Origin of the sequence: Trichocoleus sp. FACHB-90, from assembly GCF_014695505.1 — a bacterium.
Lineage (GTDB): Bacteria > Cyanobacteriota > Cyanobacteriia > Cyanobacteriales > FACHB-T130 > Funiculus > Funiculus sociatus.
On record NZ_JACJOK010000091.1, the window covers coordinates 1 to 13,916 of the forward strand.

General features: G+C 45.8%; 13 protein-coding genes and 1 tRNA gene. 8 read left to right on the top strand and 6 right to left on the bottom strand.

From position 1 onward, the window contains the following. Positions 1-134: 134 nt before the first annotated feature. Positions 135-1,115: a stage II sporulation protein M gene (locus tag H6F74_RS26895; protein WP_190445178.1), complete on the bottom strand. Its 981-nt coding sequence runs from the start codon at positions 1,113-1,115 to the stop codon at positions 135-137. 78 nt (positions 1,116-1,193) lie between these two features. Between H6F74_RS26895 and H6F74_RS26900 the strand changes: the two genes are divergently transcribed. After that, positions 1,194-2,030 (top strand): DUF975 domain-containing protein, encoded by an 837-nt coding sequence (locus H6F74_RS26900; RefSeq protein WP_190445179.1) that lies wholly within the window; start codon positions 1,194-1,196, stop codon positions 2,028-2,030. Between the two features lie 66 nt (positions 2,031-2,096). Beyond that, positions 2,097-2,885: an RDD family protein gene (locus H6F74_RS26905; RefSeq protein WP_190445180.1), complete on the top strand. Its 789-nt coding sequence runs from the start codon at positions 2,097-2,099 to the stop codon at positions 2,883-2,885. A gap of 54 nt (positions 2,886-2,939) precedes the next feature. Here the strand turns inward: H6F74_RS26905 and H6F74_RS26910 are convergent. The 3 genes from H6F74_RS26910 to H6F74_RS26920 form a co-directional block, all read right to left on the bottom strand. Next, positions 2,940-3,021: transfer RNA gene (locus H6F74_RS26910), tRNA-Leu, on the bottom strand. Positions 3,022-3,093: 72 nt separating this feature from the next. Next, complete coding sequence (locus H6F74_RS26915; protein WP_190445181.1) at positions 3,094-3,876, bottom strand: SDR family NAD(P)-dependent oxidoreductase; 783 nt, start codon at positions 3,874-3,876, stop codon at positions 3,094-3,096. Between the two features lie 224 nt (positions 3,877-4,100). Next, entirely contained in the window at positions 4,101-4,385 is a 285-nt protein-coding gene (locus H6F74_RS26920; protein WP_190445182.1) for a DUF427 domain-containing protein, read from the bottom strand. Positions 4,386-4,449: 64 nt separating this feature from the next. Here H6F74_RS26920 and recQ point away from each other — a divergent pair, with 64 nt between their 5' ends. The 3 genes from recQ (at position 4,450) to H6F74_RS26935 (ending at position 9,430) form a co-directional block, all read left to right on the top strand. Continuing rightward, positions 4,450-6,612 carry a DNA helicase RecQ gene (gene recQ, locus H6F74_RS26925; RefSeq protein WP_190445183.1) on the top strand — a complete coding sequence of 721 codons (2,163 nt, stop codon included), beginning with the start codon at positions 4,450-4,452 and terminating at the stop codon, positions 6,610-6,612. A 236-nt stretch (positions 6,613-6,848) separates the two neighbouring features. After that, positions 6,849-8,804 (top strand): long-chain fatty acid--CoA ligase, encoded by a 1,956-nt coding sequence (locus tag H6F74_RS26930; protein ID WP_190445184.1) that lies wholly within the window; start codon positions 6,849-6,851, stop codon positions 8,802-8,804. Between the two features lie 176 nt (positions 8,805-8,980). After that, positions 8,981-9,430 carry a YlqD family protein gene (locus H6F74_RS26935; RefSeq protein WP_190445185.1) on the top strand — a complete coding sequence of 150 codons (450 nt, stop codon included), beginning with the start codon at positions 8,981-8,983 and terminating at the stop codon, positions 9,428-9,430. Positions 9,431-9,513: 83 nt separating this feature from the next. Here H6F74_RS26935 and H6F74_RS26940 read toward each other — a convergent pair whose 3' ends face one another. Further along, positions 9,514-10,167: a hypothetical protein gene (locus H6F74_RS26940; protein WP_206756360.1), complete on the bottom strand. Its 654-nt coding sequence runs from the start codon at positions 10,165-10,167 to the stop codon at positions 9,514-9,516. Between the two features lie 167 nt (positions 10,168-10,334). On the opposite strand from H6F74_RS26940, the gene H6F74_RS26950 reads away from it, so the two are divergent. Then, positions 10,335-11,648: a dihydrolipoamide acetyltransferase family protein gene (locus H6F74_RS26950; RefSeq protein WP_190445188.1), complete on the top strand. Its 1,314-nt coding sequence runs from the start codon at positions 10,335-10,337 to the stop codon at positions 11,646-11,648. A gap of 87 nt (positions 11,649-11,735) precedes the next feature. Here the strand turns inward: H6F74_RS26950 and H6F74_RS26955 are convergent, their stop codons facing one another. Next, positions 11,736-13,001 carry an EAL domain-containing protein gene (locus H6F74_RS26955; protein ID WP_190445189.1) on the bottom strand — a complete coding sequence of 422 codons (1,266 nt, stop codon included), beginning with the start codon at positions 12,999-13,001 and terminating at the stop codon, positions 11,736-11,738. Here H6F74_RS26955 and H6F74_RS26960 point away from each other — a divergent pair. Together H6F74_RS26960 and H6F74_RS26965 are read left to right on the top strand one after the other, a co-directional pair. After that, positions 13,000-13,227 (top strand): hypothetical protein, encoded by a 228-nt coding sequence (locus H6F74_RS26960; RefSeq protein WP_190445190.1) that lies wholly within the window; start codon positions 13,000-13,002, stop codon positions 13,225-13,227. The two genes, H6F74_RS26955 and H6F74_RS26960, sit on opposite strands and share 2 nt — an antisense overlap. Positions 13,228-13,528: 301 nt before the next feature. Continuing rightward, a complete protein-coding gene (locus H6F74_RS26965; RefSeq protein ID WP_190445191.1) occupies positions 13,529-13,822 on the top strand; it encodes a hypothetical protein in 294 nt (97 codons plus the stop codon). Positions 13,823-13,916: the final 94 nt, after the last annotated feature.

Here is a 13,916-nt window from a genome sequence, read left to right on the forward strand (position 1 = left end):
GTGCGGGGCAGACTCAGAAGCTGGTTACTCAAGCGAGTGCTAAAAGTCCGCTCTTATACAATCAGAAGAGTTGAACAGGGGGTTATACCCCCTATTCGCCAGCGGTATCCTTACAGAAGTCGGGGATCTCGCCCTCACGAATCCTTTAGGACTGCTATATTATCAAATGGTTTACGGCTGCAATATATTACTAAAAGGGTAAAAAGCACTATGCCAGTAACATACTTAATCGCAGATGGAACCACTGGACTTGGCGAGAAAAAACCTTCAATAGTACCAGCAATAATCAACATTGGTACAATGCCAAATAATAACTGAGCCGCCTGCAAACTATAAACTTTCAGTGCATCAGCGCGACGATATTTACCGGGAAAAAGAATAGCTTTACCTATCAATAAACCAGCCCCACCAGCTAAAAAAATCGCAGGTAATTCTAGGGAACCGTGAGGAAAAACAAACGCCCAGAAAGGGTAAGCCAAATTATGTTGAGCAACTAAAGCAGCGATCGCGCCAATATGCAGCCCGTTGAATGCCATGAGAAATATCGTATAGGCACCAGCAGTGATCCCACCACCAACAGCACCAAAAGATACCGAGATGTTGTTAATCATAATGCTGCTGGAAGCTAAAGGTTCAATTCCGACAATCGACCCCATCCATAATTCTTGGCGATCGCGTACCTGTGAAATCAATTTTTCTGGAACAAGCAGCGACAAAAACACCGGATCTTGCCAAGCAAACCACCATGCAATCAACGCCGCCAAGAAAAAAATCGCCGTCGCTACCGCCGTGTAACCAAATGTCTCTTGCACCACCGCCGGAAAACCCCAACGCACAAAATCCCGCACCGCTTCCCATTCCTGACGGCGCGAACCTTGATAAATCTGGTTGTATGCACGAGATGTTAATTTTTGCAAATCTTGCACCAGGATATTTCCCACGTTGTTTGTCTTTGCTCTAGCCAAATCTGCCGCTACAGAACGATATAAACTAGCTAGATCCCCAATTTCAGATGCTTGCAGAGACGCAATCCCTTTTTTTTCGACTTGTCTCAAAAGGGCATCTAAGCGCTTCCAGTTCGGTTCCCGCCGCGCAATCCAACGTTGAATATTCATGAAATTTCCCCAGAATTCTCCCAGACTTGGCCTAAGATAGCGTTAAATTTTGCGCCTCACACAACTGGAGAAATCCTCATGTCTAAGAATCCCAGCTTTAGCCAACCCACAGGGCCGCTGAGTGTAGGCAATGTCGTTAGCGCTGCTTTGCGGATTTATCGCGATCGCTTCAAGTTATATTATGGTCTGGCGTTCACCGCTTATCTGTGGATATTAGTTCCGATTTATGGTTGGGCAAAATTCTCTGCAATCTCAGCGCTAATCTCGCGTCTTGTTTTCAGTGAATTACTCGAACGTCCGGAAACTGTAAATGATGCCCGCCGTCATGTCAATCCTCGGATGTGGCGTTTCTTCTGGGCAGGAATCTTGGTTAGTTTGATATTTTTTGGGATAGCGCTCGTCGCCAGTATTGGCTTCGGTCTCCTGGTAGCGGTGTTGGGTGGTATTCTTGGACGGAATCCTACGGCAACTATCATTGTGAGTCTGCTGACAGTTATTGCCGTAATTGTCTTTTTGGTTGTATATATCCGGCTTATTTCCCGCTGGTTTATCGTGGAAGTGCCGTTGGCGATTGAGAATAATATGACTGCAAATTCAGCAATTAGTCGCAGTTGGCAATTAACTGAGGGATTTGTCGGGCGACTGCAATGGATAGTCTTTGTTTCCTTTTTAATCACTCTGCCTATATCCATTGTTGTTCAAATACTTACGACTATGATTCAATTGCTATTAGGTGCTTTGTTCTCCGCAGATTCTCCCATCTTTGGGGTGCTGTATTTAGTGCTATTTTTAGCGCTAACCATAGCAAGTGGGGCGCTTTTAATACCTTTCTGGCAAGCGGTTAAAGCAGTTATCTACTACGATCTCCGCAGTCGTCGGGAAGGTTTGGGTTTGAATTTGCGCGATAATAATTAGGTGCTTTACCTATCTTCGCAGGCTGACACTATTACCTAATTAAATCTCAAGCTTTGCTCAACTGCTATGCACTTTTTTAATCGAGTTACGCTCCAAACTCCGGAAAGCGTAGAACTGGACTTTACTTTAGCAGGAATTGGCAATCGAGCTTATGCGCTGTTTATCGACTATATTTTCTTAAGCGCAATTCTGCTGGTCTTCCTAATCGTTTGGGCAGTATTTTCTATTCAATTAGTAGCTTTAATTGAAAGTATTGCTTTAAATAACAGTAGTTTAAGCCTTTGGCTAATAGCAATTCTGTCCTTAATTACCTTCTCAATTTATGTAGGTTATTTTGTTTTTTTTGAAGCCTTCTGGCGGGGACAAACACCTGGTAAGCGCTATGTCAAAATTCGCGTAATTCGTGATGATGGTAGACCGATAAGGCTACAACATTCAACACTGCGGGCTTTGCTACGACCTGTTGATGACATCTTGTTTCTGGGAGTGTTTTTAATCACACTTACCCGAAAAGAGAAGCGCCTAGGCGATTTGGTGGCGGGAACTATTGTGATTCAAGAAGAACAGCAAGTTATTAGTAAAACTTTCTCAGTTTCCGAGAATGCAGAAGTTTTGGCTGATAAGTTGCAAATAGAAGCGGATTTGTCAAGCTTATTGCCAGAAGATTTTGCTGTAATTCGAGAGTATTTGCAGCGGCGTGAGGCGATGATTCCGGAAGCAAGAACGGAATTGAGCCGAAAACTGGCTAAACAGGTTAAAGAAGTCATTGCTTTGGAAAATGTGCCGCCTGGAGTAAGCGCTAATTTATTTTTGGAGGCTGTATATTTGGCATATCAGCAACAATCATCAACCTAATAGAAAAATAGTCGGGACGCACAGCTGTACATCCCGACTATTTTTCTTTGGTAATGCGGATGAAAGGACTTGAACCTTCACTTCTTGCGAAACTAGAACCTAAATCTAGCGCGTCTGCCAATTCCGCCACATCCGCATGGTGCGATCGCTATCATAGCAAAAACTTTCACCAGTGGCACCATTTTTTGCAAACACGCTGATTTTAGTTCTACCCCACCAGCAACGACTGGGTGCCATCAATCCACATTTCCGTGCCGCTGATGTGGCTAGAATTATCGGAAGCTAGAAATAATACTAGCTGAGCCACTTGCTCTGATGTTCCAGATTTACCGTCTGTTAAGGGAATTTGTCCTTCGGGATACTCTACAGGTTCCCGAATCTCGTCCAATTCACGACGCTCGGTGTTTTGGTCTATATTTGTGTCAATTGCCCCTGGACAAATCACATTGACTCGAATCTTGTGTTCCGCCAGTTCCAGCGCCACCATTTTAGTAAAGGCGACCTGGGCGGCTTTGGTGCAGGCGTAGGCTGTCGCACCCGTGTTGCTAAACATCCGCGTGCCATTGACCGAGGAGGTGACAATCACCGAACCGCCTTGCTTTTTCAGATGAGGCACGGCATATTTGACGGTAAGGAAGGTGCCTTTGAGGTTGACATCCATCGTTTTATCCCATTCTTCGGGTGTCAAATCCTCCAGCGATGCCCAGACACCGTTAATTCCTGCATTGGCGAAGACTATATCTAACCGTCCCCACTGATTTACCAATTGTTCCACAGCTTGTTGCATCTGCTCTGGCTCGGAGATGTCAGCCTTAAGCGTTATGGCTTCCCCGCCAGCAGCCTGAATGTCGCTAACAACTGCTTTGAGTTCGTCGTCACTTCTACCTAATGCGCCTATTTTCGCGCCTTCTTTCGCCAGCAGCACCGCCGCAGCTTTGCCAATACCCGAACCAGCACCCGTGATGAGTGCCACTTTTCCTGTAAGTTGCATCGCCCCCTCCTCTGCTTTGATTTAATGGTTTAACAAAAAAGAGGAACATTACATCCGTCTACTGGGGGAAGGATATCTTTCTCGTTCCCAGTATCCGCCGGGGAATGGCTATTTTTTTACTAAAGCGCCGCTGTGGGTCAGATGATAGTAACACCCCGGAGGCTGAGCCTGTTCTAAGAGCGTTCCCAGGCCGCAGCCCAGGAACGGGGTTAGGAGGAGCTTTTTTAAGCTTCGACTTTTACACCTTTCCAGAAGGCGATGTAACCCTCAATGTTCTTAGCTTTGTCTTTCGCCTGGGGATAGTACCAAGCCGCATCTTTGTTAACCTGCCCATCGACTTCGATGGTATAATAGCTGGCTTGCCCTTTCCAGGGACAACTTGTATGGGTGTTGCTTTCTTTGAAATATTCCCGGTTGATGGTGTCGGCTGGGAAGTAGTGGTTGTTTTCCACTACTTCGGTGCGATCGCTTTCGGCTAAAATTGCACCATTCCAAACTGCTTTTGGCATAACTTTACTTTGCTTCGTGATCTATTAACATTATGAGGGGAAAAAGCAGAAGCCCTCGCTAACAATGTCTCAGTTTCAATCTCTCGAACACGCGCTAAAGCGATTTTTTGGCTACGATAGCTTTCGCCCCGGACAACGCCAGATAATACAACAAGCGCTCTCTAATCGGGATTTGCTGGTTGTGATGCCTACAGGCGGTGGGAAATCTTTGTGTTTTCAGCTACCAGCACTACTGAAACCAGGATTAACTGTGGTGGTGTCGCCTTTAATTGCCTTGATGCAAGATCAGGTGGAATCGTTGCAGGATAATGGAATTGGGGCGACATTCCTCAATAGTAGTCTGAGTTTGGCGCAAGTGCGATCGCGGGAACAAGACATCCTCAACTGTCGCGTAAAATTACTTTATGTTGCCCCGGAACGGCTGCTATCGGAGAAATTTCTGCCATTTTTAGATTTAGTACAGCATAAAATTGGCGTCAGCGCGATCGCAATTGATGAAGCGCACTGCGTCTCAGAATGGGGACACGACTTTCGCCCCGAATATCGCCAGTTGCAATTGCTACGCTATCGCTACCCAAATGTCCCCTTTTTAGCTCTCACTGCCACTGCTACCGAGCGCGTCCGCCAAGACATCATACAACAGTTGGTGCTGCGGCAACCAAATATTCACATTGCCAGCTTTAATCGCCCAAATCTCTATTACGAAGTTCAGCCAAAACTAAAAACAGCTTACTCGCAACTTTTGCAACAAGTTCGCGCCTCTCAAGGTTCCGGAATTGTCTATTGTCTGAGCCGCAAGCGGGTCGATGAAATTGCTTTTAGGCTACAACAAGATGGCATCAAAGCTTTACCTTATCACGCGGGACTAAGTGATGAAGACCGCACATCTAATCAAAGACGTTTTATTCGGGATGATGTGCAAGTGATGGTGGCGACAATTGCCTTTGGTATGGGCATTAATAAACCTGATGTGCGCTTTGTAATTCATTACGACTTACCGCGCAATTTAGAAAGTTATTATCAAGAAGCAGGAAGGGCCGGACGCGATGGAGAACCTGCTAGTTGTACAATATTTTTCGGCTATGGCGATATTAAAACTATTGAATATATTATCGACCAAAAATCAGATCCTCAAGAGCAAAGAATTGCTCGTCAACAGCTACGACAAGTTATAGATTACACTGAAGGAACCGATTGTCGCCGCACGATTCAACTAAGTTATTTTGGAGAACGTTTTGAAGGGAATTGCGGTAACTGTGATAACTGTCGCTTTCCGAAACCTCTAGAAGATTGGACAATCGAATCCCAAAAGTTTCTCTCTTGCGTAGCGCGTTGCAAAGAAAGATTTGGGATGAATTATATCATTGATGTGCTGCGCGGCTCAAAAAATCAGAAGATTCAGCAGAACGGACATCACGAACTTTCCACCTATGGTATTGGTACAGATAAAAGTGTAGACGATTGGAAGATGCTGGCGCGATCGCTTTTACACCAAGGACTTGTAGATCAAACCAGTGACGGTTATTCTGTCCTTAAGCTTAACGCCCTCAGCTGGGAAGTATTGCGCCGTCAGCGTGAAGTTAAAATTGCGGTTCCCACTGTCGCAGTGATAGAGGAGTCACCGCAAAGAGTTGCTGAAGTCGAAATGTTGTATGAAAGACTGCGCCAGCTTCGCAAACAATTAGCAGACGAACAATCTGTCGCGCCCTACGTTGTCTTCTCAGATTCTACTTTAAAGTTGATGGCGCGATCGCAACCCCAAACTTCAACAGAATTTTCTAGACTTTCCGGCGTTGGGGAATATAAACTAGCCCAGTACGGCGAACGTTTTGTCAGCGAAATCCAAGCTTACTGTAAAGAGCAAGGAATTACCCCACAAACCCCGGTAGCAACAGCAACAACTCCGTCAAAAAATCAACCCAGCTACACCCAACTCAAAACATTGGATTTGTATATGCAAGGTTTGAGCATTGCGGAAATAGCCCAACAACGTGACTTGCGTACAGGCACCATTGTAGATCATTTAGCTGAATTAATTGCCCTGAATCAGCCAATAGATATAAACTCGATGGTTTCCCCAGAACGTCAGCTAGAAATTTTAAAAGCTATTGAAGTTACTGCTACTGAATCTCTCACCAAAATTCGGGAATTCTTAGGGGAAAGCTATAGCTTTGATGAAATTAGACTGGTACGAGGAATGTGGAAACGAAGGAATAAAAGTTTTTAAGGGGAAGGTTGCAAACAAAACCTCCGCTTACCTCTGTGTTAAAAAAAGTCACTTTTTTTTTGCGCGCACAGATTCCCATTCTATTAGAATACACTGTCAATCCGCAAAAGTAAAGTATAAAATGCTACTAACTTTAAACCGTATGGCAAAATAAAATCTGTCCGTCAAAATTGCTATCCGCTCCCCCCAAAGGAGTATGTTGGAAACACAGCGATTAGCTATAGGAGAAATTGAGTATGTCGAAAGCTCCCACCTTCCGTCTCAGCGAGCGAGAGCGTGCTAACCTCAGCCATGTGGTAGATTACAGCTCAGCCCAATCTCTACCCGAAGTCTGGAAAAAAGCGCGATCGCATTTTGGGGATGCCATAGCCCTCCACGACCCGCACTCTCAACCAGAAGTTGTGCTAACTTATACCCAGCTTGCGGATAAAATTCAACAATTTGCCGTGGGATTGCAGGTATTGGGAGTAAAACCAGAATCTTGCGTAGCTTTATTTTCTGACAACAGCCCTCGCTGGTTCATTGCCGACCAAGGTATCATGACAGCCGGTGCCTTTAACGCTGTTCGCAGCGCTCAGGCAGAGCGGCAAGAGTTACTATTTATACTCGAAAATAGCGGCAGCACTGCCTTGGTAGTGGAAGATTTAAAGACGCTTTCAAAACTTTGGGAAAACCTCAAAGATTTGCCAGTTCAGTTGGTAATACTACTATCCGATGAAGAACCACTCCAAGACTCCACTGTGAAAGTGTTGAACTTTTCTGGAGTTATGGCAGCTGGTGCAAATCAATCTTTACAAAGCGTCACGCAAACCCTAGAAAATCTGGCGACATTAATTTATACTTCCGGCACCACAGGCAAGCCAAAAGGTGTGATGCTGACTCATGGCAACTTAATGCACCAGTTAACCACCTTGGGAGCTGTTTTACAGCCGCATAAAGGCGATCGCGCTATCACCATTCTCCCAACTTGGCACAGTTTCGGACGTATTGGCGAATACTTTTTTCTCTCTCAAGGTTGCACCCAGATTTACAGCAACATTCGTCACATCAAGCGAGACTTCAAAGAATATAAGCCTCAGTACATGGTTGGCGTGCCTCGGCTGTGGGAATCAATTTATGAAGGTGTCCAAAAGCAGTTTCGCGAACAACCAGCTAACAAACAGAAACTGGTAAACAACCTACTCAATATAAGTCAGCGTTACATCAAGGCTCGTCGCACCTTCTCAAAGTTACGCTTAGATAACCTATCTCCCTCGCTTCCAGAGAAAATCTTGGCTGGAATACAAGCTTTAGCTTTGTATCCTATCCATGCTCTTGCTGGAAAACTCGTGTATGAAAAAATACGCGAAGCTACAGGAGGAAAAATGAAGTATGTTCTCAGTGGCGGCGGTTCCCTGGCCATGCACTTAGAGAACTTCTTTGAAATTACCGGGCTTCAGGTACTCGTAGGGTATGGCCTTACGGAAACTTCCCCCGTCACCCACGCCCGTCGCCCTTGGCATAATCTGCGAGGTTCATCCGGACAACCAATTCCCGGCACAGAAGCTAAGATTGTTGACCCGGAAACTCGTCAGCCGCTTCCTGTCGGTCAACGAGGTTTAGTGTTGTTGCGAGGCCCCCAAATTATGCGCGGCTATTACAAAAATCCTGAAGCCACTGCTAAGGCAATTGACCCGGAAGGCTGGTTTGATAGCGGCGACTTGGGTTGGTTGACGGTGGGGAATGATGTGGTGCTGACTGGAAGGGCGAAAGATACGATTGTCTTAACTAATGGCGAAAATATCGAACCGCAGCCGATTGAAGATGCTTGTCTGCGTAGCCCTTACATCGACCAGATTACTCTAGTAGGACAAGATGAGCGATCGCTTGGTGCTTTAATTGTCCCCAATGTGGAAGCGTTGGAAAAGTGGGCAGCTTTACAAAATTTACACTTGCGTCTACCAGACCAACCATCCCCAGGCACACCAGAAATAGACCTCGATAGTAAGATAATTCAGGACTTAATCCGGCAAGAGTTGAACCGAGAGGTGCAAAATCGCCCTGGATATCGCCCAGATGACCGTATTGGCCCGTTTAAGCTAATTTTAGAACCCTTTTCCATTGAAAATGGCATGATGACCCAGACCTTGAAAATCAAGAGACCTGTCGTAATGGAACGCTACCGCGATATGATCGACGGGATGTTTGCCTGATTCAGTTGGAAAGTTGAAAAGTTGGCAAGTTGAAAGTTGATAAGTTAAAAATTGGTTAAGTTTAAACCTGTAACTTTCAACTTTCAACCTTCAAACCTATCCTACGGGAACGCCGTAGGCGGAAAAACTTTCTAACTTTTCTGAGTACTCCTTTAATTTTCTCAAGTACAACGGATATGGATGTTTCTCAATCACACCTGCTGCTGAAGCGACCAGTTACTATTAAAGCGGTTGTCACTCCTCGTTGGAAGGAGGAAGCACAGCAGCAACTACAGACGCAAATTAATCAACTTGACTCTCAGCTACAACAGCTGGAGATGCAAGGACAGAGGGCAATATCGGAAATTCAAAAACAGAGTTTGCAGCCCCCTGGCCCTCAAGTGATACAACAAATTGACAATATCCAAATCCAAGTCAATCAAAAGAAAAGTGAATTCCTAGAGCAAAAGAATCAGCTGCTGCAACAGTTGCAACAAGTGCAAATGATAGACCTCAACGACGAGGTTAACCACGGTCAAATTGAAGGCTTCTTTAAAGTTGAACCGGGAGACAACCTGATTCAAAAAATGCAGGTAGAAATTCTCCTGCGGGATGGAATTGTCGAAGAAATTCGCGGGGAAATTTAAGAATTGGGGATTGGGGATTGGGGATTGGGGATTGGGAAAAAGTCTTACCTAGTCCCCAGTCCCTAGCCCCCAGCCCCCAGCCCCTATTGACAAATTTCGGTTGACCAATCTTGATGACCTCGCCCCACATGACACTTTACCTGGGAACCAACCCAAGCTATTGTCCATTCTTGGGGCTTTTGGGCTGATGGAGAGGTTGGTGCAAATTCTACGCGATACTTAATAGCACCAACAGAATCATCTGCAACCCCAGTTTGAGCAATAGTTACAACAGCTCTATCTGGTTGTGGATACTCAACCCTAACATCCCGCGAGCCTCCCTCGGATTCAATGTTACCGAAAGCTGCCAGAGCGATCGCTTGCGGGTCACTTCCCTTCAAAGATTTAGCATCTTTGATATTCGTTAGCGGTATAGTTTTATACTTTTTTCTCTCTGCCTCTGCACTAACGGGTATACTTTGGCTCACCTGTGTCGTTGGCGATTGTAACCCAGGCGTAGGAGTATTATTTATATCTAAACCTAGACTTGGATTTATAGCTGACCGAGGGTATTTTTCACGGATGTCGCTGCAAGCACCCATCAGCGTCATACTTACTAAAACCAAAAAGGAAATTCCAAATTTGCCAGACATTAGATATAATAGAAAGTTTGAATTTAGTTCTATATATCCAATTCTAGCCAGCAGCAACAGCGTCCGGAGGAATCGGCGTTGTAAGGTTGTCAGCAATACAGACATATAGACCGTGGTAAGGTCTGATAGTAGGAGAGAAGCATCCCAAGCGAAAATGGGATAAAGTCAGAAATTGTTCCTCGAATGCTTCGCCCCTAAGCCATCCGTCAAGATACAATATTCGTCTGGCTTTAATCTTGTTCTTGTAGACTGTCGATTCGGAAGACCACCCCATGATTCACGAAGTTTTCATGCCCGCTCTTAGTTCCACGATGACCGAAGGCAAAATAGTCTCTTGGGTAAAATCTCCAGGCGACAAAGTGGAAAAAGGCGAAACCGTGGTCGTTGTAGAGTCAGACAAAGCCGACATGGATGTTGAATCCTTTTATGAAGGCTACCTGGCTACAATCATCGTACCTGCTGGGGAAGCGGCACCCGTTGGGGCAGCGATCGCGCTAGTCGCAGAAACCGAAGCCGAAATCGAAACAGCCCAACAACAGGCTCCTAGTGCTGGCAGCGCCGCCCCCACACCTGCACCAGCCCCCACTCCCCAAGAACAGCCAGCAGCCCCGACCGCAGCCGTAGAAACGTCACCAGCAGCACGCCGCAACGGACGCAGCATCATCTCACCCCGCGCCCGTAAACTAGCAAAAGAGCTGAAAGTTGATTTAAGTAACATCCAAGGCAGCGGCCCCCACGGGCGCATTGTTGCCGAAGATGTAGAAGCAGCAGCGAATAAAGGCAAACAACCTGCCGCCGCAACTGCCACACCAACAATGGCACCCGTTGCACCACAGCCAGCACCAACAGCACCAGCATCAGCACCAGCTGTTAAACCCGCAGCAGCAGCCACTATACCAGCCGTTGCCGTTCCTGGTAGTGTCGTCCCCCTCAACACGCTGCAAAACGCCGTGGTGCGGAACATGGTAGCCAGTCTGCAAGTGCCTACTTTCCGCGTTGGTTACACTATCACCACGGATAACCTAGACAAACTCTACAAGCAAATTAAATCCAAGGGTGTCACCATGACAGCGCTACTCGCCAAAGCAGTAGCCGTAACCTTGCAAAAACATCCTTTGGTGAATGCCAGCTACTCAGAGCAGGGAATCCATTATCATAGTGCGATTAACGTAGCCGTAGCCGTAGCAATGGACGACGGCGGCTTAATTACGCCAGTTCTGCAAAATGCTGACCAGCAGGATATTTACTCTTTGTCCCGTACCTGGAAAGATTTAGTAGAGCGATCGCGCAGCAAGCAGCTGCAACCCGCCGAGTACAGTTCTGGCACCTTTACCCTCTCCAATTTAGGGATGTATGGCGTAGACAAGTTCGATGCCATATTACCTCCAGGGACAGGTGCTATCTTGGCAATTGGCGCGTCGCGTCCCCAAGTCGTCGCCACCGAAGACGGGATGATGGGAGTGCGGCGACAAATGCAGGTAAATCTGACCGCAGATCACCGAATTATCTACGGTGCAGATGGCGCAGCTTTCTTGCAAAGTTTGGCGAAGTTGATTGAAACTAACGTGCAATCTCTGACAATGTAACTTGCACTAAGGCAAAATTGGCGATTTGTAGGGGCATGGCAATGTCATGCCCTACGCAGGAAATTGACGGTTAATAAATCCATGCACCTAAATTTCCAAGGCAAAATCTGCATACATTGCAACACACAGAATAAACAGTTGGTTGTTGGCATCATGGAAGCGGGCTGAGACAGTGACGCACAAATCTCCCGACGGTCGCGGTACATAAGGCTCGGTCGTATAATAAGCGAATTGTGCTTCCAGCAAAAGATAATAATATTCCTTTAGCGAGTGATCGGTGCCTTTAACGGGCGCAGGAAAAATAATTGTCTTTTGTGGTTGTAAGTGCCGAAGGTTGCAGATGCAGTCGCTGACTTGTATGCCAGTTTCATCCAAAATGTGGATCGATTCCACTGAAGGATAATGACCAATAATTTCGTTCAATTGCCAATCGAAATCCTCCACCTTAGTTGTAGTCAATTCCCTCAAGCAAGCGTCCACAATCGCCAAGCGTTCCTCCTGCTTGGATTTGCGGGCTTTGATTTTAGCCAGCTTATGGCTTTTGAATTTGTTTGCTGTGTCGTTGATGATGTCTTGGAAGCCGTTGTCCCGTTCGGCATCAATGGCGTGGGGTCTGGCGAAATAATAGCCTTGCAGCAAGTCCGCACCTAATTCTAGGACTGCGATCGCTTCCTCCTGGCATTCTATCCCTTCCGCGATTACCCAACCGCCGATTTTTTCCGACAACATGACCAGCGACTTGAAAATCTGCTGCTTGTGGTATTCGTTGTGAATATTTTGTACTAAACTGCGGTCGATTTTCAAAATGTCCGGCTTGATAAAAGCAATGCGGTCGAGGTTGGAGTGGCCGCAACCTATGTCATCCAGCGCTACTAAAAAGCCGTGCTGCTTGTAGGTGTCCACCATCCGACTCAACGCTTTGATGTCGTCGATGTGCGACTCCAGAATTTCGATGACGATGTTGTGCGGATTTAGATTTAAGTGTTCCACCACATCCAGCAGTTCGCCGCACCCCTTTAAGTCACTAACCACGGTGGAAGGGTGAAAATTCAAAAACAAAATCAGCTTTGGGTTGGCAGTATGGAGACGCAGAAAGCTTTCCGCAGCTGTTTTGCTGCACAGCTTGTCTAAATCTAGGATGGTATCCAAGACAGCAGCCAAGCCGAAAAGAGTGTCTGGAGAAATAAGCGAACCGCCCTCCCCAATGCCTCGCGCTAACGCTTCCAGTCCAATAACATCTCTTCTACGGATTGAAACGATTGGCTGGAAATGAGGTTGCAGGCGCTTGTTTTGAATAATGTCGCGGATGCAACAGCGGGGGGAATTATCAGAATCGACATTGGCAACTTGCATGGGTGAAAATTTACTAGCAATTTCTAGCAGACATCAAGTTGAAACCGCAGGAATACAGTTACTGTCTCTAGCAATTCTTGATTGGGTGCAATACATCTATAGGGACATGGCAATGCCATGTCCCTACCAAGCTGGCCCGAACGTCAGAACTGCCATATATTCCACTGAAAAACGCTATACAGGGCAATATGATTTACTTAATGTGTGCGATATTCAAGTCCAATGAACCCTGGCAATTGCTGCTTTCCTACTTCTTTTATATTAAAGGGCAATCTTTGAAACAACTGTATCATCCTTACAGCTTTACCTCATCGACACTTAGGGAATATATTTGGTAAATATAGGATGTTATTTTAAATACAATAATTCTTTTATTAAAATTTTTGTTTGGTGTTTCCTACCAGAATTAGCCAATCGGTGTTACCTCTCAATTATGCAAGTCCCGTTTTTCGGTGTTTTCTCGGTTGTTGTTTTAAGCCTTGATCAGCCAAGCTCTTAATCGAAGAGTATTATCAGGTTTGATTCAAATGCTAAGAATTTTTCGTTGGATGTTTGCCCTATCTGCCTTTTTGATTACACTGACAACTAAGGCTGCTTTTAGTCTTCCAGCATCGCAAGTCCAGTCTCATGTTGACACGCCATTTTGTTATATGCAAACAGCAAATGGTCAAATGGTAAATTTAGAAACTTTGTGCGGTAAATCAGCAACCGTACCGCCAGCTAACAATACTCCCGTTTCATCTACCTTTCCACCCATACCTTCAAATCTCTCTAATTTGTCAATTCCGCCTTCAGGTCTTGCTAAGAAGTTAAAAATGTAGGTTTGGTTGAACGCGAGTGAAACTCAATAGATATAGGGTGTAATGTTGGGTTTCCTTCCTCAACCCTACTAGGCGATGCGATCGCACTCATTTA

Excerpts from the sequence above, each read along its gene's own strand:
- H6F74_RS26895 (WP_190445178.1), bottom strand. The coding sequence starts at position 1,115 with ATGAATATTCAACGTTGGATTGCGCGGCGGGAACCGAACTGGAAGCGC.
- H6F74_RS26900 (WP_190445179.1), top strand. The coding sequence starts at position 1,194 with ATGTCTAAGAATCCCAGCTTTAGCCAACCCACAGGGCCGCTGAGTGTA.
- H6F74_RS26905 (WP_190445180.1), top strand. The coding sequence starts at position 2,097 with ATGCACTTTTTTAATCGAGTTACGCTCCAAACTCCGGAAAGCGTAGAA.
- H6F74_RS26915 (WP_190445181.1), bottom strand. The coding sequence starts at position 3,876 with ATGCAACTTACAGGAAAAGTGGCACTCATCACGGGTGCTGGTTCGGGT.
- H6F74_RS26920 (WP_190445182.1), bottom strand. The coding sequence starts at position 4,385 with ATGCCAAAAGCAGTTTGGAATGGTGCAATTTTAGCCGAAAGCGATCGC.
- recQ (WP_190445183.1), top strand. The coding sequence starts at position 4,450 with ATGTCTCAGTTTCAATCTCTCGAACACGCGCTAAAGCGATTTTTTGGC.
- H6F74_RS26930 (WP_190445184.1), top strand. The coding sequence starts at position 6,849 with ATGTCGAAAGCTCCCACCTTCCGTCTCAGCGAGCGAGAGCGTGCTAAC.
- H6F74_RS26935 (WP_190445185.1), top strand. The coding sequence starts at position 8,981 with ATGGATGTTTCTCAATCACACCTGCTGCTGAAGCGACCAGTTACTATT.
- H6F74_RS26940 (WP_206756360.1), bottom strand. The coding sequence starts at position 10,167 with ATGTCTGTATTGCTGACAACCTTACAACGCCGATTCCTCCGGACGCTG.
- H6F74_RS26950 (WP_190445188.1), top strand. The coding sequence starts at position 10,335 with ATGATTCACGAAGTTTTCATGCCCGCTCTTAGTTCCACGATGACCGAA.
- H6F74_RS26960 (WP_190445190.1), top strand. The coding sequence starts at position 13,000 with ATGGGTGAAAATTTACTAGCAATTTCTAGCAGACATCAAGTTGAAACC.
- H6F74_RS26955 (WP_190445189.1), bottom strand. The coding sequence starts at position 13,001 with ATGCAAGTTGCCAATGTCGATTCTGATAATTCCCCCCGCTGTTGCATC.
- H6F74_RS26965 (WP_190445191.1), top strand. The coding sequence starts at position 13,529 with ATGCTAAGAATTTTTCGTTGGATGTTTGCCCTATCTGCCTTTTTGATT.